The 18,592-nt window shown below is 68.8% G+C and carries 16 protein-coding genes; 7 read left to right on the top strand and 9 right to left on the bottom strand.

The window, feature by feature from the left end; all coding sequences use genetic code 11:
• Positions 1-13 precede the first annotated feature (13 nt).
• Positions 14-796 (bottom strand): TonB-dependent receptor, encoded by a 783-nt coding sequence (locus ACOGXI_RS09270; RefSeq protein WP_419938577.1) that lies wholly within the window; start codon positions 794-796, stop codon positions 14-16.
• Between the two features lie 8 nt (positions 797-804).
• Positions 805-1,584: a TonB-dependent receptor gene (locus ACOGXI_RS09265; RefSeq protein WP_419938576.1), complete on the bottom strand. Its 780-nt coding sequence runs from the start codon at positions 1,582-1,584 to the stop codon at positions 805-807.
• A gap of 283 nt (positions 1,585-1,867) precedes the next feature.
• Here ACOGXI_RS09265 and ACOGXI_RS09260 point away from each other — a divergent pair, with 283 nt between their 5' ends.
• The 4 genes from ACOGXI_RS09260 to ACOGXI_RS09245 all read left to right on the top strand — a co-directional run bounded on the left by ACOGXI_RS09260 (position 1,868) and on the right by ACOGXI_RS09245 (position 7,566).
• Positions 1,868-3,214 carry an alkaline phosphatase PhoX gene (locus tag ACOGXI_RS09260; RefSeq protein WP_419938575.1) on the top strand — a complete coding sequence of 449 codons (1,347 nt, stop codon included), beginning with the start codon at positions 1,868-1,870 and terminating at the stop codon, positions 3,212-3,214.
• A 23-nt stretch (positions 3,215-3,237) separates the two neighbouring features.
• The gene (locus ACOGXI_RS09255; RefSeq protein WP_419938574.1) at positions 3,238-3,849 is read left to right on the top strand and encodes a septal ring lytic transglycosylase RlpA family protein; all 612 of its coding nucleotides are present in this window, start codon (positions 3,238-3,240) and stop codon (positions 3,847-3,849) included.
• A 167-nt stretch (positions 3,850-4,016) separates the two neighbouring features.
• The gene (locus ACOGXI_RS09250; RefSeq protein WP_419938573.1) at positions 4,017-7,181 is read left to right on the top strand and encodes a BamA/TamA family outer membrane protein; all 3,165 of its coding nucleotides are present in this window, start codon (positions 4,017-4,019) and stop codon (positions 7,179-7,181) included.
• Positions 7,182-7,215: 34 nt separating this feature from the next.
• The gene (locus ACOGXI_RS09245) at positions 7,216-7,566 is read left to right on the top strand and encodes a phage holin family protein (RefSeq protein WP_419938572.1); all 351 of its coding nucleotides are present in this window, start codon (positions 7,216-7,218) and stop codon (positions 7,564-7,566) included.
• Positions 7,567-7,588: 22 nt separating this feature from the next.
• On the opposite strand, the gene ACOGXI_RS09240 is transcribed toward ACOGXI_RS09245, so the two are convergent.
• Genes ACOGXI_RS09240 through ACOGXI_RS09225 form a run of 4 tightly spaced genes read right to left on the bottom strand, consistent with a single transcriptional unit; the run spans position 7,589 to position 10,060 of the window.
• Positions 7,589-8,185: an iron-sulfur cluster assembly accessory protein gene (locus ACOGXI_RS09240; RefSeq protein WP_419938571.1), complete on the bottom strand. Its 597-nt coding sequence runs from the start codon at positions 8,183-8,185 to the stop codon at positions 7,589-7,591.
• 1 nt (position 8,186) lies between these two features.
• Positions 8,187-8,726, bottom strand: a complete 540-nt coding sequence (pyrE, locus tag ACOGXI_RS09235; protein WP_419940183.1) for an orotate phosphoribosyltransferase — start codon at positions 8,724-8,726, stop codon at positions 8,187-8,189.
• 50 nt (positions 8,727-8,776) lie between these two features.
• A complete protein-coding gene (locus tag ACOGXI_RS09230; RefSeq protein ID WP_419938570.1) occupies positions 8,777-9,289 on the bottom strand; it encodes a Fur family transcriptional regulator in 513 nt (170 codons plus the stop codon).
• Positions 9,290-9,325: 36 nt separating this feature from the next.
• Positions 9,326-10,060 (bottom strand): hypothetical protein, encoded by a 735-nt coding sequence (locus tag ACOGXI_RS09225; protein WP_419938569.1) that lies wholly within the window; start codon positions 10,058-10,060, stop codon positions 9,326-9,328.
• A 182-nt stretch (positions 10,061-10,242) separates the two neighbouring features.
• Between ACOGXI_RS09225 and ACOGXI_RS09220 the strand changes: the two genes are divergently transcribed.
• Together ACOGXI_RS09220 and ACOGXI_RS09215 are read left to right on the top strand one after the other, a co-directional pair.
• A complete protein-coding gene (locus tag ACOGXI_RS09220; RefSeq protein WP_419938568.1) occupies positions 10,243-10,716 on the top strand; it encodes a DUF192 domain-containing protein in 474 nt (157 codons plus the stop codon).
• A 16-nt stretch (positions 10,717-10,732) separates the two neighbouring features.
• Entirely contained in the window at positions 10,733-12,121 is a 1,389-nt protein-coding gene (locus tag ACOGXI_RS09215; protein WP_419938567.1) for a class II fumarate hydratase, read from the top strand.
• 7 nt (positions 12,122-12,128) lie between these two features.
• On the opposite strand, the gene ACOGXI_RS09210 is transcribed toward ACOGXI_RS09215, so the two are convergent.
• From ACOGXI_RS09210 to ACOGXI_RS09200, 3 genes are read right to left on the bottom strand one after another with little or no spacing between them, the layout of a single operon-like run.
• On the bottom strand, positions 12,129-13,058 hold the full coding sequence (locus ACOGXI_RS09210; protein WP_419938566.1) for a DUF4340 domain-containing protein: 930 nt from the start codon (positions 13,056-13,058) through the stop codon (positions 12,129-12,131).
• Entirely contained in the window at positions 13,055-15,310 is a 2,256-nt protein-coding gene (locus tag ACOGXI_RS09205) for a Gldg family protein (RefSeq protein WP_419938565.1), read from the bottom strand. The genes ACOGXI_RS09210 and ACOGXI_RS09205 overlap by 4 nt, the downstream gene beginning before the upstream one ends.
• A complete protein-coding gene (locus ACOGXI_RS09200) occupies positions 15,307-16,317 on the bottom strand; it encodes an ATP-binding cassette domain-containing protein (RefSeq protein WP_419938564.1) in 1,011 nt (336 codons plus the stop codon). Before ACOGXI_RS09200 ends, ACOGXI_RS09205 begins: the two co-directional genes overlap by 4 nt.
• 308 nt (positions 16,318-16,625) lie before the next feature.
• Here ACOGXI_RS09200 and ACOGXI_RS09195 point away from each other — a divergent pair, with 308 nt between their 5' ends.
• A complete protein-coding gene (locus ACOGXI_RS09195) occupies positions 16,626-18,566 on the top strand; it encodes a hypothetical protein (RefSeq protein ID WP_419938563.1) in 1,941 nt (646 codons plus the stop codon).
• Positions 18,567-18,592: the final 26 nt, after the last annotated feature.

Below are 18,592 nucleotides of genomic sequence, written 5' to 3'. Positions count from 1 at the left end.
GGGGCCGGGGCGGTTAACGGTCGCGCGTCGTGATCACGAGGGCGCCGACGTAACCGTCGCCCCCGTAGCGCGCGGAGGCTTCCGTACGCGTCAGGATCTCGATCCGGCTCACCTCGTCGATCGACAGCTCGCGGATCGCGTTGACGCCATCGCCTTCGCGCCTCTCGTCGATGCGTACTTCCACCGCCTGCTCCCGGAAGGATCTCCACGAACTCAATGTCACCGACGTGAGGAGGATAACCTCGCCGAGCGTGCTCATCCGGTCGAACCTCAGCAGCGAGTGTTGGCGCAGCAGCTCGTACACGCTCATCTCGGGGAGGTCCACGAGGTCCTCGGCGCGGATGACTTGAGAGCCCAGAATCCGGGTCCGGCTGCCCCCCGCGGCGAGGGACCCGACCTCTTCCCTCCGTTCGGGTTCCACGGTCAGGGAGAGCAGGAGATCCTGCTGGGCCAGGGTGACGGCCGTGGTGTACGGGACGGCTTCACCTCGCCATCCGCCGAAGACGGCCCGCAACGCGATCTCCATGTCCCGCGGCAACCCGCAGATGGCGTAGAGGCCGTCCATGCCGACCTCGGCTTCGACCCGTTGACGGGCGTCGAACTGCACCCAGCTGGCCGCAACGGTCGCGCCGGGCACGATCGTCTCCGCCTCCGGATCCGTCACGTAGCCTACGACGGCGGCTTCCGTCTCCGGATCCCCGACGGGACAGAAGTCGGCGAAGGACTGGGCGGCCGCGGAGTTCGCGACCACGAGCATCAGCGCGGGCGCCGCAAGGCGCGCAAACGAGTGCGGCATGTCGACTCCTAGCGGCCTCGCGTCGTGATCACGATCGCTCCGACGAAACCGTCTCCGCCGTAGCGCGCGGACGCCTCGGTACGCGTCAGGATCTCGATGCGGCCGATCTCATCGATCGACAGGTCGCGGATCGCCGCGACGCCGTCCACCTCCCGCCGCTCGTTGATCCTCACCTGGACGGACTGCAGACGGCCCGCGCGGAGGCTCGATGTGGCGGACGTGAGGAGGATGACCTCGCCCAGCGTGCTCACCCGGTCGAATCTGAGGAGTTGGTGCCGGCGAAGAAGCTCGTACACGCTCATCTCCGGCAGATGAAGGAGATCCTCCGCGCGGATGACCTCCGAACTGAACGCCTGCCCCCTGCCGCCGCCGGCCGCCAGCGATCCGACCTCCTCTCTCGTCTCGGGCTCCCCGGTAAGCGAAATGAAGAGATCCGACTGGGCCAGCGTGGCGGACGTGGTATAGGGGACGGCTTCACCGCGCCGGTCTCCGAGAAGCGCCCGCAGCACGACTTCCGTGTCCCGGGGCAGTCCGCAAAGCGCATAGAGACCCTGAATGTCCGTCTGTACTTCGATCCGCTGGCGGGCGTCCTCCTGCACCCAACTCGCCGCCACGGTCGCACCGGGGACGATCGTCTCCGCTTCAGGATCCGTCACATAGCCCACGACCGCCGCTTGCGTCGCTTCGTCCCCGCCGGGACAGAAGTCGACGAACGACTGGGCCGCCGCGGAGTTCGCGACGACCAGAAACAGGACAGGTCCCTGAAGGCGCACGAACGGGTGCCGCATGTCGATCTCTCTCCTCTTCGATGGCTCTCTCGGCCCTGGCACGCGCTGCCGGCACGATGCCCACCATGCCCATCATGCCCACGGTGCCGTACCGATGCCGATGGAGGTCGCGGTGCGAGCGACCCACCGACCTTTTAGGATACTCCCGGTCCGGTTCGCGTTTAGTCCGGGGCTCGGCCAGGAAACCGGCAACCCCGGTCTTTCCCGTACCCCGCAACATGCCGCGGGTGCCGCCCGAAGCCTTACGGAGGAGCCGCTGAACAAGATCGACCGAAGGGATTTCGTGCGTCGCGCCGGCCGCTGGGCGGGGACCGCGGCGCTCGCGCCTTCGCTCTCGGGTCTCGCGGCGTGCGCCGGACCCACAGCCGCGTCCACGCGCCGGACCGCCCGCGGAGCCGCCGGATACGGCCCCCTGAGCCCGGCGGGCCCGGAACTCGCCCTCCCCGAGGGGTTTTCCTACGCCGTCCTCAGCGTGGAGGGCCGCCCGATGTCGGACGGCCGCCCCACGCCCCGCGCCCATGACGGAATGGGACTCTTCCCGGTGAACGACGATGTCGTCCGCCTGGTGCGAAACCACGAGGATCAGGACCCTCCCGGCGTCGCGGTTCCGCTGGTGTCCCCCGACTTGGCGTACGATCCCCTGGCGGGCGGCGGCACGACGACGCTGGAGGTCCGGATCGAGGCGGATGGGCGTGCGGTTCTCGTGCGGGACTTCGTGAGCGCCGGGGGGACGATGATCAACTGCGCGGGGGGGACGACTCCGTGGCGCAGTTGGCTGACGTGCGAGGAAACGACCTTCGGACCGGGGCGCGGCTGGACGGTGCCGCACGGGTACGTGTTCGAGGTCCCCGCCGATGCGGACGAAGCGGTCCGCGCCGAGCCGTTACGGGCCATGGGACGGTTCACGCATGAGGCCATCGCGGTGGACCCCGAGACGGGGTTCGTCTACGAGACGGAAGACTACAATCGTCGCTCGGGGTTCTATCGCTTTCGCCCCCACACTCCCCGCGTTCTCCGGGATGGGGGCGTTCTGGAGATGCTCGCCGTGCGGGGGGCGCCGCAGGTGGATCTCCGCACCGGCCAGCAGCCGGGCGCCTGGCGCGAAGTCGAATGGGTGCCGATCGAGAACCCCGATCCCCCCGAGGCCGAGCGCAGCGCGACCACGGTGTGGGCGGAAGGGTTCGAGGCCGGCGGGGCCCGGTTCTCCCGGCTCGAGGGCTGCTGGCACGCGGACCGGAGCATCTACTTTCACGCGACGAACGGGGGCGACGCGCAGCTGGGCCAGGTCTGGCGGTACGTGCCGGAAGAGGAGGCGCTCGCGCTCGTCTTCGAGTCGTCGTCGGAGGACGTGCTCTCCGGTCCGGACAACCTCACGGTGAGCCCCCGGGACGGGATCCTCATCTGCGAAGACAACTCCGGCACGACGCACCTCCGGGGGCTGTCGCCTGCGGGGGAGATCTTCCCCTTCGCCCGGAACCTCCTGAACGTCCGCGAGTTCGCCGGTGCCTGCTTTAGTCCCGATGGCCGGACGCTGTTCGTCAACCTGCAGGGAGACACGATCTCGATGGGTCCCGGGCATCTCGGCCAGACGTTCGCGATCTGGGGGCCCTGGGAGCGGGGGGCGCTCTGAACCGGCGAAGGGCCGCGTTCGGCGTGGCGCTTGCCATCGCGCTCTCCGGGCAAGCCTGCGTGTGGTCCGCGCCGCTCGCGACCACGCCGTCCGACGACCCCCCGCTTTACGCCATCGGCTGGGCGGAGACCGGCATCGCCTCGTGGTACGGCGAACCGTTTCACGGCCGGAACACGGCGGCCGGGGGCACCTACGACATGGACGGCATATCGGCCGCCCACCAGACGATCCCGTTCGGGACCCCGATCCGCGTGGACAACCTCGACAACGGCCGCTCCATCGAACTCGCGGTGACCGATCGCGGCCCCTTCGTGCGCGGCCGCATCCTGGATGTATCCCGGGCGGCGGCGAGGGAGCTCGGAATGATCGGCCCCGGCACGGCGCGCGTACGGATTACCGTCATCGGGCCGCCGAACGCGGTCTCGGCGCTCGGCGACTGCGTCGTCGTCCAGGTCGCCTCCTTTCGGGAGCGTCGAAGCGCCGAGGCGAAACGGGACGAGGTCGCGCGGGCGGGGTTCGAAGCCTCGATCGAGCCGTACGAGGATGTGTATCGCGTCGTGGCCGGTCCCTTCGCGGAGGAGCCCGCGGCCGACCGCGCCCTGGAAACGCTCGGCGGGTTCATGCGCCCCTGTTGACGTGACCTCGCGCGCGCTTCAGTCGTGCTAGAGCGGAATAGCGAAGGTCCGGTGCCGCGGGTAACTTTCGGCACCCCCTGACTGCTTGCCGTCCGCGAGCCGGCACGGCCCCCCGGGGACCAGGAACCCGGGACGGTCGAACGCAGTGGTCTCCTGGTGGAGGATGTATGCTTCGGAGAACCCACGCGCTCGTCGCGCTTGCCGCTCTCGCCGTCTTCTCGGGCCCCGCCGCCGCCGCGCTGGAGGCGCAGGCCGGCCGGTATTTCGGGCGGAACAAGGTCGTCTACGAGTCCTTCGACTTCGAAGTGCTCAAGACCGAGAACTTCGACATCTACTACTACGACGAGAGCGCGGCCGGCGCGCAGATGATCGGCCGCCAGGCCGAGCGCTGGTACGCTCGCATCTCGCGGGTGCTCAACCACGAGTTCCGCCAGCGCCAGCCGATCATCCTCTACGCCGACCACCCGGACTTCGAGCAGACGAATACCTCCGGACAGTTCATCGACGAGGGCACCCAGGGATTCACCGAGATCCTGAAGCGACGGCTGGTCATGCCGATGATGGTCTCGATGCACGAGACGGATCACCTCCTCGGACATGAACTCGTGCACGCCTTCCAGTTCGACATGACGGGGCAGGGGACGGGCGGCCCCGGGCTGGATATTCCCGGCGCGATCCGGCTCCCGCTGTGGTTCATCGAAGGGATGGCCGAGTATCTCTCCGTCGGCCCCATCGACCCGTTCACCACGATGTGGATGCGTGACGCCCTGGATCTGGAAGACGGGTTTCCGACGATCCCGGAACTCGGCAACCCGCGGTTCTTCCCGTACCGCTACGGACACGCCTTCTGGTCCTACGTCGGCGGCGCGTTCGGGGACGACCGCATCGGCCGGATCCTCAACCTCGCGGCGCGCACCGGAAACGCGCTGGCCGCGATCGAGGCCGTGCTGGAAGTCCCGATCGGGGAACTCTCCGACCGCTGGAAGAGCGAACTCGAGACCTATTTCGCGGATGCGCGGCAGGAGACGAACTCCCCGGACGAATACGGCCGCCGCGTCATCTACGAGCCTGTCGAGGAAGGGAAGCTCAATCTCGGTCCGGCGATCAGCCCGGATGGCAATGAGGTGGTCTACGTCTCGCAGAGCGACCTCTTCTCCCTCGAGATGTTCCTCGCGGACGCGCGCACGGGCGAGGTCAAGCGCCGCCTGACGAACAATGCGGTCGACCCGCACTTCGAGAGTCTCCAGTTCATCCATTCGGCGGGGGATTGGCACCCGGACGGCCGCCTGCTCGCGATCGCCGGCATCAAGACCGGCGATCCCCTGCTCACGATCATGGAGGCGGCGACGGGGAACATCGTGAAGGAGATCCGACTCCGGGGATTCCAGTTGGGCGCGATCTTCACGCCGAGCTGGTCGCCCGATGGGTCGCACGTCGCGTTCAGCGGCCATTCCGCCGGCTTCACGGATCTGTACCTCGTCAACATCGAGACGGAGCAGTTGACGCGGCTCACGGCGGACCCCTTTGCGGACCTCCAGCCCGCCTGGTCGCCCGACGGGCGGTCGCTCGCGTTCACCACGGATCGGTACACGACCGACCTGGAGTTGCTCGTCGCGGGTCCCTACCAGATCGCGCTGCTGGACCTGGAGAGCGGTGAGATCCAGGGGCTGCCGGGCTTTGACGACCAGTTCCGGAACTACAATCCGCAGTGGGCCCCGGACGGCCGGAACCTGTACTTCGTGTCGGACCACGACGGGATCGCGAATCTCTACCGGCTCGACCTCGAGACGCGCGAGCGCTACCTGATCACCGATCTGTGGACCGGCGTGAGCGGACTCACGGCCATCAGCCCGGCCATCTCGGTGGCCCGCGGCACGGGCGATGTCGCCTTCAGCGTCAACAAGGGCGGGCCGTTCAGCTACGAGATCTACGTAGCCGACGATCCGGAGGTCCTGGCCGGCCAGCCCGCTCCGGAGATGCTCGTGGGGGTCGACGCCTCGATCATCCCGCCCCGGGAGCGGATGTCGACCGCCCACGCGGAACTCCTCACCAACGCTCGCCTGGGCCTGGCCGACCCGATCACCTTCGAGGACGACGAGTACCGCTCGCAGCTGTCCCTCGATTTCATCTCGCAGCCCACGATCGCCTTCGGAGCGAGCGACTTCGGGGTCTTCTTCGCGGGTGGCGCGGCGCTGTTTTTCTCGGACCTGCTCGGGAACCGAACGCTCCAGACGATCCTGCAGGTCAACACGAGCTTCGGGAACGTGGTCCAAGGGACGGCGCTTCTCGCCGGCTACGAGAACCTGTCGAGCCGCTGGAACTGGGCGTTCATCGGTGGGCAGGTGCCGCTGGTCACGCGCCAGTTGTCGGTGCAGCACGTCCTGGTGGGGGACCGGCCCGTGAGCGTCTTCCGGGACTTCCGCTGGTTCGAGATCAACCGGGAGCTGACCGGCATCGTCGCCTATCCGTTCAACCGCAACTCGCGGATCGAATTCTCCGCGTCCGCGCGTCAGATCGACTTCTCCGGCGAGATCGAGGAGTTCGGGATCGACTCCTTCACGGGCCAGTTGCTGGGCACGGAGGAGACCGATCTGCGGGACTGTGATGGAGAGACGCTGTCATTCGGGCAGGATCCGTGTGCGCCGGAGTCGCTCTACACGGCGAGCGGAAGCGTCGCCCTCGTATACGACAGTTCCATCTTCGGCGGCACGAGCCCGATCGCCGGACAGCGCTACCGTCTGGAAGTGGAGCCGGCGATGGGAACCCTCGACTTCCTGACGGTGACGGGCGACGTCCGCCGGTACGTCCGCGCCGGACCCTTCACGGTGGCCGGCCGGGCCCTTCATTTCGGCCGCTGGGGGGGCGGTTCGGACGACTGGCGTCTCGGACGACTCTATCTCGGGGTGCCGTCTCTCGTGCGCGGCTACGGGAACAGGTCCATCGGGATCGCGGAGTGCACCGGCGCCGGCGGCCAGGTCGGACTCTTCAGGTGCCCCCTGTTCGAAAACCTCACGGGAAGCCGGGTGGCGGTAGGAAACCTGGAGTTGCGGCTTCCCCTCCTGGGCGGGATCGGCGTGATCCGGGCCCCGGGCGTACCGCCGGTCGAAGTGGGCGTCTTCTATGACATGGGCAAGGCGTGGTCGGGCGAGACGGCCCTCAACTGTCCGACCGGGGACTGCGGCTTCGAGGATCGGGACTGGGTGTCGAGCGCCGGCTTGCTGACGAGGGTCAACCTCTTCGGCCTCATGATCGCCGAACTCAGTTTCGTCCGGCCCTTCGATCGCCCGGAAAAAGGCTGGATCTGGCAGTTCAATATGACGCCCGGCTTCTGACGGCGGCGCCGGCGGCCGCCGCGGAGGGCGATTCATGGGCTTGATCCGGAGCTGGCTCGTCAACGCGGCGGCGCTGTACATGACGGCGCGGCTCCTCACCGGAGTGCGGGTCGAGAGCGCGGAGGCGCTCATCGGCGGGGCGCTCGCGCTCGGCCTCATCAACGCGATCGTGCGGCCGGTGCTGCGCCTCGTGACCTTCCCGATCACCGTCCTGACGTTGGGACTGTTCTACTTCGTCCTCAACGGCCTGATGTTTCAACTGGCCGCGTCACTGATCCCGGGGTTCGAACTCGACGGTCTCGTCACGGCGATCGGGGGTGCGCTCATCATGTCGATCGTGGCGACGGCGCTGCACGTCTTCCTCAAGCCGCGCAAGAAGAAGTAGTCAGGCGTAACTCAGGCGTAACTCAGGCGTAATAGGGGTTGCTGCCGGCGGCGTGGTCGGTCACGTCCTGCACGTCGACGATCTCGGGGGCCGCGTCGCGGATCATCTGCTTGATCCCCTGCGTGAGCGTCACGGAGGCCATGCCGCAGCCCTGGCACCCGCCGCCCATCGTGACGTAGACGACGTTGTCGCGGACGTCGACGAGACGCACGGTGCCGCCATGCGACGCCACCCCCGGGTTGATCTGCTCGTCGATGACGCGGCGCACACGGTCGACGAGGGGCCCGTCCAGCGGCTTGGAGCCGAGCGGCTGGATGTTGGGATTGTTGAAATGAAAGCCCGAGCCCTGGAGCGACTCCACCCAATCGATGCGGGTGCCCGCAAGCATGTCCGCGCTCCCGGCGTCGATGACGACCTCGAAGCCGGGGGCGTCGAACGACTGGTCCTTCGCTTCCCGCTCGAAGGGTTCGATGAGCGCCATCTCGTATTCCGGCGCGATGGGGCTCGCGTTCTGGACGCTGACGCGCACCGCGAGGCCTTCCGCGGGGTCTTCTTCGATGAACGATCGGATCCGCTCGCAGGCGGCATCCGTGAATATCAGAAAATCCTGGTCGGACACGTCATTTCTCTCCCGCGGCCACCGCCGCCCTCAGATCGCTTGCCGTATAGAGTACCATCGTCCGCAGGCCCGCCTCCTCCAGCGTGGCCCTTCCCCCCTCCTCGCGGTCCACGAGGCCGAGTACGCCGAGCACCTCGCCGCGCGCCCGATTCACCGCCTCGACCGCCTGGAACGCGGATCCGCCGGTCGTGATCACGTCCTCGACGACGACGACCCGGGCGCCGGGTTCGAAGCAGCCCTCGATCCGCTGCCCCTTGCCGTGCCGCTTGGCGCGCTTGCGGACCGAAAACGCGTGGATCGGATCCCCCGCGCGCCAACTGTCGGCGGCGATCGCGTAGGCCAGCGGATCCGCGCCCATCGTGAGGCCGCCGACCGCATCCGGCCGGAGTCCGGCGTCCCGGATGGCCGCGAGACCGACCTCGCCCATCAACACCTGCCCGTGCGCGTGCATGGTCGTCGTCCGGCAGTCGATGTAGTAGTCGCTCCGGGCGCCGGAGGCGAGCACGAAGTCCCCGAGCCGGAACGAGCGCTCGGCGAGCAGGTTCAGAAGTCTCGATTGAGCGGAATCATGGGCGGAATCATGAGCGGAATTCAGCGGACCCCCTGGCTGACCTGGCGAATCGCCTGGCCGGATTCGACGTCGCAGCGGGCGCAGAGCCCGTACAGCTTGAGTTGACGCCTCAGTACATGGAAACCGAATTGTCCGGCTACCTCCGTCTGGAGCCGGTTGAGTTCATCGCGCTGGAAGCGGACCACGTCTCCGCACGCCGTGCAGATCAGGTGGTCCTGCTGCGCGCGGCCCACCTTCGCCTCGTATCGCTTGAACCCCTCGTCGAAGTCGTGCTCCGTTGCGAGACCGACGCGAACCAGGAGGCTCAGGGTCCGATAGACCGTCGCCTTCCCCGCGCGTTCGCCGTCGCCCCGCAGGCGTTCGACGACCTCGTCCGCGGAGAGTCGCTGTCCCGACTCGAACAGCACGCGGGATATCGCTTCCCGCTGATGGGTGACAGGCAGATGATGCTCCTGCAGCGCGGCCCGGAAGAGGCCGAGCATCACGGCGGCGCAGCCGAGCGGCGGTCGGGGAGCGAGGGTGTCCGTGGTCATGGTGTTCTCAACGCGCTGAGAAGATAAGCGCGCTCGTCACGCCTGCAACCGCTGCGCCTCGAAGTCGTCCACGACCTGCCTCAACAGGCGGTCGACGGGGGAGGCCGGCCGGGGCGTGAGGAATCGGTCCGAAAAGCGGTTCAGCGCGACGCGGAGGGCGGTGAAGGTCTTCGCGGCGTCGCGATAACAGCCATCGAGTCGTTGGCGGCGGGCGAAGGGGGCGTCGGCGGCCAGCGAGAAGCCGGTCTGGCCCATCGCCTCGTAGTAGCCGAGGTCGGGGCCCGCTCTCCGTCGCTCCCGCGTGCAGATCCAGTCCGGGAAGAGGCCCGACAGCCAGAGCGCGAAGTTGCCGAGATGAGCGCTGAGCAGAAAGCCGCGACGACCGTCCGATTCCGCGATCTCCGCCACCAGGTCGACGAGATAGTGGTACTCGCAGTCGTCGTATTCGGCGATCCGGTGTGCCCGCGCCTCCCTGGCGAAGTGGAGGAAGATCGAGGTCACGTAGTCGGCCATGAGACGGGACTCGACGCCGCCCTCGAGCAGGCTGTGGCGCAGCGACACGTAGGAGAAGAGCGCCAGCGGGAGCGCCGAAAGCCCCGGTTCGGCGGCGAGCGCGCCGGGCGCCTTCGGGTGATCGAGCAGCGCGTCGATCCCCCGCTCCGAGACCAGCGTCTCGAGGCGGGTCCGGTCCTCGCCCTCGTGAGCAAGCAGGTAGACGAGCCGGGCCGCATCGTCCCGGCCGAAGGAAGCTCTGACATCCGGAAGAATCATGCCGCCCCCCTTACCCGTGGTCCTCCGCCCGTCGGCCCCGCCACCTCGTTCCATACCCCAACCTCGCCTGCTAGTTTTCCCTGTGAGAGCGGAGGCCGCAACGGAGTCGACCCGGATGACGACGATCTGACATGCTGAGAGAACGGCTGAGAGAACGATGGAGAGAGCCCGGATTCGGGCTGATGTTGGTGGCCCTCGCGGCCGTTTTGCCGGCGTGCGGTACAGTGGACGCGGGCGTTCGCGACCCCGACGTGGCGGACGGCGGCCAAGCCGTCGAGACGGGCACGGGCGCCGTCGCCCAGGCCGCGGAACTCGTCCCGCTGCGGGTGGGCGGGATCGAGATCCAGGTCGAGATCGCCGATGACGCCGACGAACGTCAGCGCGGACTCATGTATCGGGAGTCGCTCGAAGAGAACCAGGGGATGCTGTTCGTCTACCCCGAACAGCGCACCCTCGGGTTCTGGATGAAGGACACGCTCATACCGCTCGATATCGCGTACATCGATCGCGAAGGCCGCATCGTCGACATCCAGCAGATGGAGCCGCAGACGACGGAAACCCACGACTCGGCCGCGCCCGCCATGTATGCGCTGGAGATGAACCAGGGGTGGTTCGACGCCAACGGCATCCGCATCGGCGACCTCATCGAGTTTTAGTCACGGACAACCACGCATGGATCATCGCATAGAGAGGGACTCCATGGGGGAGATGGCGATCCCCGCCGACCGGCTCTACGGAGCGCAGACGGAGCGGGCCCGCCAGAACTTCCCCATCTCCGACCTCCGCTTCGGCCGCCGCTTCATCGAGGCGCTCGGCGCGATCAAGCTGGCGGCTTCCCGCGTGAACCGGGACCTGGGACTCCTCGACCCCGAACTCGGCGAGGCGATCGAGCGGGCGGCCGGGGAGGCCATGAGCGGGGAGCTGGATTCCCATTTCGTGCTGGACATCTTCCAGACCGGGTCCGGCACGTCGACGAACATGAACGCGAACGAGGTCATCGCGAACCGCGCCATCCAGCTTCTGGGCGGCGTCGTGGGTTCGCGAAGCCCCGTCCACCCCAACGATCACGTCAATCTGGGGCAGTCGTCGAACGACGTGATCCCCACCGCCACCCACGTCTCGGGACTGGTCGCGATCGAGCGCGAACTTCTGCCCGCGCTGGAACGGCTGCGCGCGGCGCTCGCGGAGAAGGCGGAGGAATTCGACCACATCGCGAAGGCGGGGCGCACGCACCTGCAGGACGCGACGCCCGTCCGCCTGGGACAGGAGTTCGGCGGCTACGCCAGCCAGTTGAGGCACGGGATCCGGCGCGTCGAGGCCGTCCGTCCCGCGCTCGCGGAACTCGCCATCGGAGGGACGGCGGTGGGGACCGGCATCAACACGCCAGCCGACTTCGGCGCGCGGATGTCGGCCGCGCTGAGCGAGATCCTCGCCGTCGCGTGCGTGGAGGCGTCGAACCACTTCGAGGCGCAGTCGGCGCGCGACGCGGTGGTCGAGGCGAGCGGGGCGCTGCGGACCGTCGCGGTGAGCCTGACCAAGGTCGCGAACGATCTGCGCTGGCTGTCATCCGGTCCGCGCACGGGCCTGGGCGAAATCAACCTTCCCGCGGTGCAGCCGGGCTCGTCCATCATGCCGGGCAAGGTCAACCCGGTGATGGCGGAATCGGTGCTTCAGGTCTGTGCGCAGGTCATCGGCAACGACGCCGCGATCGTCGTGGGCGGGCAGTCGGGGAACCTCGAACTCAACGTCATGATCCCCGTGATGGCCCACAACCTGCTTCAGAGCGTCCGGATTCTCTCCACGGTGAGCGTCGAGTTCGCCGAACGCTGCGTCCGGGGGATCACGGCGAACGAGGAGCGCTGTCTTCGGAACGCGGAATCCACCGCGGCGCTCGCCACGGCGCTCGCGCCCGTCATCGGGTACGACAAGGCGGCCGCACTCGCCAAGCTCAGCCTCGCGGAAGACCGCACGCTGAAGGAACTCGTACTGGAGCAGGGACTGGTCGATCCCGCCGAACTCGACCGCATCCTGGACTTCCGCGCGATGACCGAACCCGGCTGACGCTGCGCTAGGGGACGGGGAGCAGCGCCTCCGGGAGCAGGCGGTTCACCGTGAGGCTGGAGAGCCGGAAGGCTTCCGTGCCGTCCGCGATGCGGGCGACCCAGTCTCCGCGCTCCTCGTCCTCCAGCAGGAGGATCGCGAGTTCGAGGCGCCGGCCGGTCACGTCCGCGGACCCCTCCGAGAACACTTCGAACGATCCGTCCGCGAGCGTGAAGTCGGCGGCCGCCTCTTCCTCATCCGTGGGGAAGCCGGAAGCGGAGACGGAGGGCAGGATGGCGAGGAGCCTCTGCACGAGCGCCGAATCCGCCGGCGCGTCCCCGGCGAGCCACCCGTCGTCACTCCGCCGCAGCACGGCCTCCCGGTCCCCGCGGCGCATGAGGATTTCGCGTACGCCGGCGGTGTCCACGGAGGCGATCAGGCGCGGGCGCCACCCGTCGCGGTCGCGGTTCAGGTAACCTCCGGCCGGACCGTCGAGCCGGTAGACGACATCGTCGCCGGGAAGACGCACGAAATACCCCCCGGAACGCGTATCGCGCTCGCCGAGGTGGAACCGCCGCACGTCTCCGCCGACCGTCCGCACTTCGACCCGCCGGCCGCCCTCCGCGACGCCGAGGCTCGCGTGATTCGACGGGTTGCGCGCGATGAGTTCCGACGAGGAGAGCTGCCCGACCACGTCCAGGAGGCCGCGGATCTTCGGTTCGTCCCCCACGTATCCGTCGACCGTCCACCCCGCGTCCGTCCGCTCGAGGCGCACCGTGCCGGCGTCGTCCGCGAGCACGATGTCCACGCCCGCGATGGAGTCCGTCACCACGAAGGAGAAGCCGTCCCCGACATCCAGCGTCCCTCCCGCGCCGCTGTCCCTGAACAGCCGGGGCAGGTAGAGGAGGACCGCCACGCCGAGCACGACCGCGATGACCTTCAGTTGCCTGGCGTTCATACGAGCGCTCCTCCCTCCGTGAACGAACGCTGCTGCACCTGCCGGCGGCGCGCGAGCCGCAGCACGCCGACGAGGACGAAGAGCAGCGGAACGCCGGCCATGTTCCCGTACCGGGTCACGTCCGGGAGCCATTCGTTGGGGAAGAGGAGCAGCGGCGGCGCGCGGTCCTTGGACCGGATCGAGATCAGCGCCTCGTCCTGGGCGAGCCAATCGATCGCGTTCTGGAAGAAGATCATCCCGGCCAGCCCGGACATCGATTGCGAGAGCGTCTCGTCGTGGATCAGCGACGAGGAGCCCGCGAGGACGATGCGGCCTCCGTCCGGCTGGGTGTAGGCCAGAGCGAGTGTCTCCATCGCCACATCTCCCTCCGAGAGCTCCCCGCCCGGCGCGATGACCGCGGCCCACTCCTGCATCGCGTCGATCGAGAGCGGGGTCTGCAGTCGTCCGCCTCCCTCGGAGGTCGTGAGAAGCGGCGTCACGAGCGTGCTGTCTTCCACCTCGACCAGCAGCGGGCTTCCGTATCGGATCGGCACGTTCGCCACGCCGTCCACGATCACGTGTCCGGAGGCCGGCTGGGCGAGCGTCCACAGCGGATACTCCACGATGAAGGCGCCACCCTGGGACGGGACCTGCACCTGTTCGTTGAGGAGCAGGTCGAAAGCCATCGACGGGACGATGCCGAGTCCGCGCGCCTGCAGAAGCGAGTCGAGGGCAGGATCGAAGGTGGGGCCCGCGTAGCGCGCCTGCATGTCCGCCGTCACGCCGGACTTGAGGACAAAGAGGCTCCCTCCCTCGTCGACGAACCGGCTCATGATTTCGCCGGCCGCGGGCTCCAGGGGCGATGTGCCACCGGCGATCACGAGCACATCGATCGAATCCGGCACCGCCGCGGTCGTCGAGTCGATGCGGAACTCCACCACATCGTATTCCAGTTGAAGCCGGCCGCGGGCGATCCGAAGCCCCGCGTCCAGGCTCAGTTCGCCGTGCCCGGTCAGGATCCCGATGGCGGGACGCTCCGGGCGCGTGAGGGCCCGGATCATCGAGGCGAGACGGTACTCGAGGTCGGCCGTCTGCCGGATGAGCGGGACAATCTGGCTCTCGCCGGCGTACTGGACCGCGAGCCCAAAATAGCGCTCCTGGTACGACACCTCGTCATCGGCGAAGACCTGGAACGGCACGGGCCCGATGCCGAGCAGTCCCGCCTCCTCCCGGGCGTCGGGATCCTCGTCGGGGTTCGCGCGGACGAGGTTCACGTTGGCGCCGCCGGTGGCGTCGAGATCCCGGAGGAGGTCGTCCACGTCCCGGCTCACGGGCATGAGTTGCGCCGGGAGTTCCGCGGACTGGAAGAGCTTGAGCGTCACGAGGTCGTCGAGGCCGCGCAGCAGGTCGGCCGTCGGCGGGGACAGCGTGTAGACCTTGCCGGGCGTGAGGTCGAGCCGGCCGCGCAACTGCCCGCCCGCCAGCGCGGCGAAGATCGCGATCCCGACCAGGCCGAGCACGCCCACGCGCAGCCGCCCGTACGCCGGCCTCTCGCGGCTCAGGCGTTCGCGCATGACGGAGAAATACGTGAGCGAGAGGAACGCCGTCCCGAGCGCCGCGAAATACAGGACGTCCCGCAGGTCGATCACGCCCCGAGCCACGTTCGAGAAGTGCCCGAGCACGCCCAGGCGCGCCGCCACCGCGGCGAGCGGGCCGGGGAGGGAGAGCGTGACCGTGGGGAGTCCGATGAGGTAAAGGGCGAAGCCGACCGTGACCCCGATGATGAACGCCGTCACCTGGTTTCTCGTGAGCGAGGACGCCCACAGGCCGACCGCGATGAGGGCCGAGATGAGGAACATCGATCCCAGGTACTGGGAGAAGATCACACCCCACTGAAGGTCGGCGCCGAACGTCAGACCGAGCGGGATGCCCAGCGTCCCCGCCATGGCGACCGTCAGGAAGAAGAGGACGCCGAGGAACTTGCCGAGCAGGAACTCCACGACCTGGATCGGCTGCGCGAGCACGAGTTCGAGCGTCCCCGCATTCCGCTCCTCCGCGAACGACCGCATGCAGACGGCCGGAATGAAGAAGAGCAGAAGCCACGGGAGGAGCGACAACATGGGCCGCAGCGAGGCTTCGCCGAGGAGATAGGCCTCCTGGAAGTAGAAATAGAAGTTGATCCCGAGGAAGATGACGAGGAGGATGTAGGCGGTCGCGTGGTCGAAGTAGCCCGCGAATTCGCGCTTGGCGACGGTCAGGATGCGGCCGATCATTCCTCCACCTCCCCGGCCGCTTCGGACTCGGCCGCCCCAGACGCTTCATCGGGCATGGCGACGGGCGCCTCATCCGCGGCTTCCGCGGCGGGCCCGCCGTCGTCCGCCGTGAGTCTGTGGAAGAGATCCTCCAGGCTTGCCTGGGCCAGGTGGAGTTCCCACAGGGGCCAGTCCCGCGCCGCGGCGAGCCTCGAGATATCGGGTCGGGGGTCCTGCCCGGAGGCGCCCTCGACCGCGAACCGAGCGCGACCGCCGGCGTCCGCTTCCAGGGCATCGGCCCGCGCCACGGAGGGCAGTTCCGTCAGCGCGTGTCCGGCGGCGTCGGCCGAAGCCTCCAGTTCCACCATCACGCGGACGCCGCCCTGTCCGGCGACGAGTTCATCGACGGAACCATCGGCGACGATGCGCCCCTCGTTGATGATGACGACCCGCGAACAGGTCTTCCGGACTTCCTGCATGACGTGCGTGCTCAGGAGGACGGTGCGGTCGGTCCCCACGTCGCGGATCAGGCTCCGGATCTCGACGCGCTGGTTCGGGTCGAGTCCCTCGGTCGGTTCGTCGAGGATGAGGATCTCCGGCTGCGAGAGGATGGCCTGCGCGAGGCCGACCCGCTGCCGATACCCCTTCGAGAGTTGGTTGATCGGGCGGTAGTAGACGGCTTCGATGCCGGTCTGCGCGACGACATCATCGGTCCGCGCGCGGATCTCGTCGGCGCCCATGCCGCGCAGCCGGCCCATGAACGTGATGTACTCGCCGGCCAGCATGTCCCGGTAGAGCGGGTTCGTCTCCGGCAGGTAGCCGATGCGCCGGCGCAGTTCGACGGGGTGGTCCTCGATGGACAGGCCATCGATCGTGATCGTGCCCCCATCGGGTTCGAGATACTGCGTGAGGAGCCGCATGGTCGTCGTCTTGCCCGCGCCGTTGGGGCCGAGGAAGCCGACGACCTCGCCGCGGTCGATCGAGAAGGTCGCGGAATCGACCGCGACGGTCTCGCCGAAGGTCTTCACAACATCGGTAAGCGATACAAGTGACATGCGAGTGACGCCGGATCCGGGTTGGAGTGTGCGAACCGCCCGTGGTCGACGGGATATCGCCGGGCTGACCCGCCAATGGACAGTCGAGCGGGGTCGAATTGTTGCCCGCGCCGCGGCGGCGTTCGGATCGTCTCCGCGACGGGGTCTCCCCGACGGAGGCGGGAAAAGTAGATGGGGCGCGGTGCGAGTCAAGCACCGCCGGGCTTGCCGGCGCCTCGCCGCGGGCAAGCAGCCGCGGATCATCGCAGACAGGCGGGGAGCTCGGGTGTAGCTTCACCGGCATGAACCTATTCCTCGATGCGGGCCGGCGGGTGGTGGGACTCGCGCTGGTCGTGCTTGTCGTCGTCCCTGTCTTCGTGGTGCTCGATCCGGCCGCGCCTCCGGGCGCGCTGGACGACCTCATGCGGCGGTCGGGGTTCGAGCACTGGACGTACAGTTGGGGCGTCACGGCCGGTGTCTGGACCCTCCTCGCGGTCGGAGTCGCCGTTCTGGCAGGGATGTTCGGGGGAGGGAGGCTGTCCGGCGTTCTCACCCGGATCGGCCGGGCGATCGAGCGGCCGCCGGCGTGGCTGGCAGCCGCGTTCATCGGGCTTCTGGGCGCCGGGCTCACGGCGGCGGTCGCGCTGGCCGTGTACGAGGGGCGTACGCTCGTCAACGACGCGAGCGTGCAACTCCTGCAGGCCCGCTACTTCACCGCCGGGGAACTGGCCGGGCCTCCGCTCTCGATGCCCGAGTTCTGGTCGATGCAGTTCATGGTGCAGACGCCCGCGGGGTGGGTGTCCCAGTATCCGCCGGCCCACGCCCTGTGGCTTGCGGCCGGCTTCCGGCTGGGAGGTCCGTGGGTCGCGATGGCGGGAGCGATGGGGATGCTCGGCGTCTTCTCCGTCCTGTCGTTCGAGCGCCTGTTGCCCGACCGGGTCGCGGTCGCCCGGCTCGGCGCGCTGCTCGCCGTCACCAGCCCCATGCTGCTGGCCCTGGCCGGGGCCTACATGAACCACGCGACCGTGGCGGCTTTCGCCGCGCTCGCCCTCTGGCTGTCGCTCCGGGCCGAGACGGGCCGGGCCGTGTGGGCGCTTGCGGCGGGCGCCGCGATGGGCTTCATGGTCACGACGCGCCCCGTCTCCGGCCTGCTCATCGGCGCCGCCGTGACGGCCGGCGTGTGGCTGACCGCGCCGCGCCGGGAACCGGGCCTGCACCGGCCGTGGCTCCTGCGCCGCTTCGCCTGGTGGGTTCTGGGCGGCCTCCCGTTCGCGGTCGGTTTCGGATGGTTCAACGCCCGCTTCTTCGGCAGCCCGCTCACCCTCGGCTATACCGCGGCCACCGGCCCGAGCCACGGCCTCGGCTTCCACATCGACCCCTGGGGCCGCATGTACGGCTTCACGCAGGCGCTGGGCTACACGTCGACCGAACTGCTTTCGGTCGGGCGCGAACTCTTCGGCGCCGCGCTGCCCGTCGCCGCGCTCATCGGACTCTACCTGCTCTTCGCGCGCCGCTTGCAGCGCGGCGAGCGCATCCTCGCCGCGTGGGCCTTCCTGCCGATCCTGGCGAGCGCCCTCTACTGGCATCACGACCTCGTGTTCGGGCCGCGCATGCTCGGCGAGGCCGTGCCCGCGTGGTGCGCGCTTCTCGTCCTCGCGGCGGTCGGTCTCTCGCGCGCGGGCCGCCGCGCGTGGCTGTCGGACGGGATCGCCGTCCTCGTCCTCGTCTCGCTCGGTTACGGCCTGGCCGTGGGGGGGGCCGAGCGCGTCGTGCGCCTGGGAAGCCGCGCCCCGCTCGTCCCGGAGATCGCGGAGCCCGGCCCGTCGCTCGTGTTCGTGCACGAGTCGTGGCAGGACCGGATCGGCGCCCGGCTCGCCGCGCGGCCCATGCGGCTCGACAGCGTTCGGGCGCTCATCAATCAGTATTCGCCGTGCCGCCTCGAGGGTGCCCTGGTCGGAGCGCAGCGACCGGAAGAGGTGGTCGATCGGTGCCGGCGCGAGGCGGCGGCCGACCGGCTCGGCGCGATGGGCCTCACCAGCTACCTGTGGCGCGGGGATCTGCCCGGGCTCGGCGGCTCGGGCGTACTCTGGACCCGGGATCTCGGACCGGAAGCGAACGCACGCCTCATCGAGGCACACCCCGGCCGAACGCCCATCTTCGTCATCCCGGACAGTGCGAGCGCCGGCCACGTCTTACCCTACGAGACCGGCGTCAACGCCCTCTGGAGCGGCGTCCCTCCATAGCGTTCCGGATCCGGCCGAAGGCCTCG

The sequence above is a fragment of the Candidatus Palauibacter sp. genome (assembly GCF_965208055.1).
Classification (GTDB): domain Bacteria; phylum Gemmatimonadota; class Gemmatimonadetes; order Palauibacterales; family Palauibacteraceae; genus Palauibacter.
This window is presented reverse-complemented; position numbering and strand designations above follow the sequence as displayed.

Bases quoted from the DNA above. Each gene is read 5' to 3' on its own strand.
- ACOGXI_RS09220 (WP_419938568.1), top strand. From the start codon at position 10,243: ATGTTGGTGGCCCTCGCGGCCGTTTTGCCGGCGTGCGGTACAGTGGAC.
- ACOGXI_RS09215 (WP_419938567.1), top strand. From the start codon at position 10,733: ATGGATCATCGCATAGAGAGGGACTCCATGGGGGAGATGGCGATCCCC.
- ACOGXI_RS09195 (WP_419938563.1), top strand. From the start codon at position 16,626: ATGAACCTATTCCTCGATGCGGGCCGGCGGGTGGTGGGACTCGCGCTG.
- ACOGXI_RS09245 (WP_419938572.1), top strand. From the start codon at position 7,216: ATGGGCTTGATCCGGAGCTGGCTCGTCAACGCGGCGGCGCTGTACATG.
- ACOGXI_RS09265 (WP_419938576.1), bottom strand. From the start codon at position 1,584: ATGCGGCACCCGTTCGTGCGCCTTCAGGGACCTGTCCTGTTTCTGGTC.
- ACOGXI_RS09250 (WP_419938573.1), top strand. From the start codon at position 4,017: ATGCTTCGGAGAACCCACGCGCTCGTCGCGCTTGCCGCTCTCGCCGTC.
- ACOGXI_RS09230 (WP_419938570.1), bottom strand. From the start codon at position 9,289: ATGACCACGGACACCCTCGCTCCCCGACCGCCGCTCGGCTGCGCCGCC.
- ACOGXI_RS09205 (WP_419938565.1), bottom strand. From the start codon at position 15,310: ATGATCGGCCGCATCCTGACCGTCGCCAAGCGCGAATTCGCGGGCTAC.
- ACOGXI_RS09270 (WP_419938577.1), bottom strand. From the start codon at position 796: ATGCCGCACTCGTTTGCGCGCCTTGCGGCGCCCGCGCTGATGCTCGTG.
- ACOGXI_RS09210 (WP_419938566.1), bottom strand. From the start codon at position 13,058: ATGAACGCCAGGCAACTGAAGGTCATCGCGGTCGTGCTCGGCGTGGCG.
- ACOGXI_RS09225 (WP_419938569.1), bottom strand. From the start codon at position 10,060: ATGATTCTTCCGGATGTCAGAGCTTCCTTCGGCCGGGACGATGCGGCC.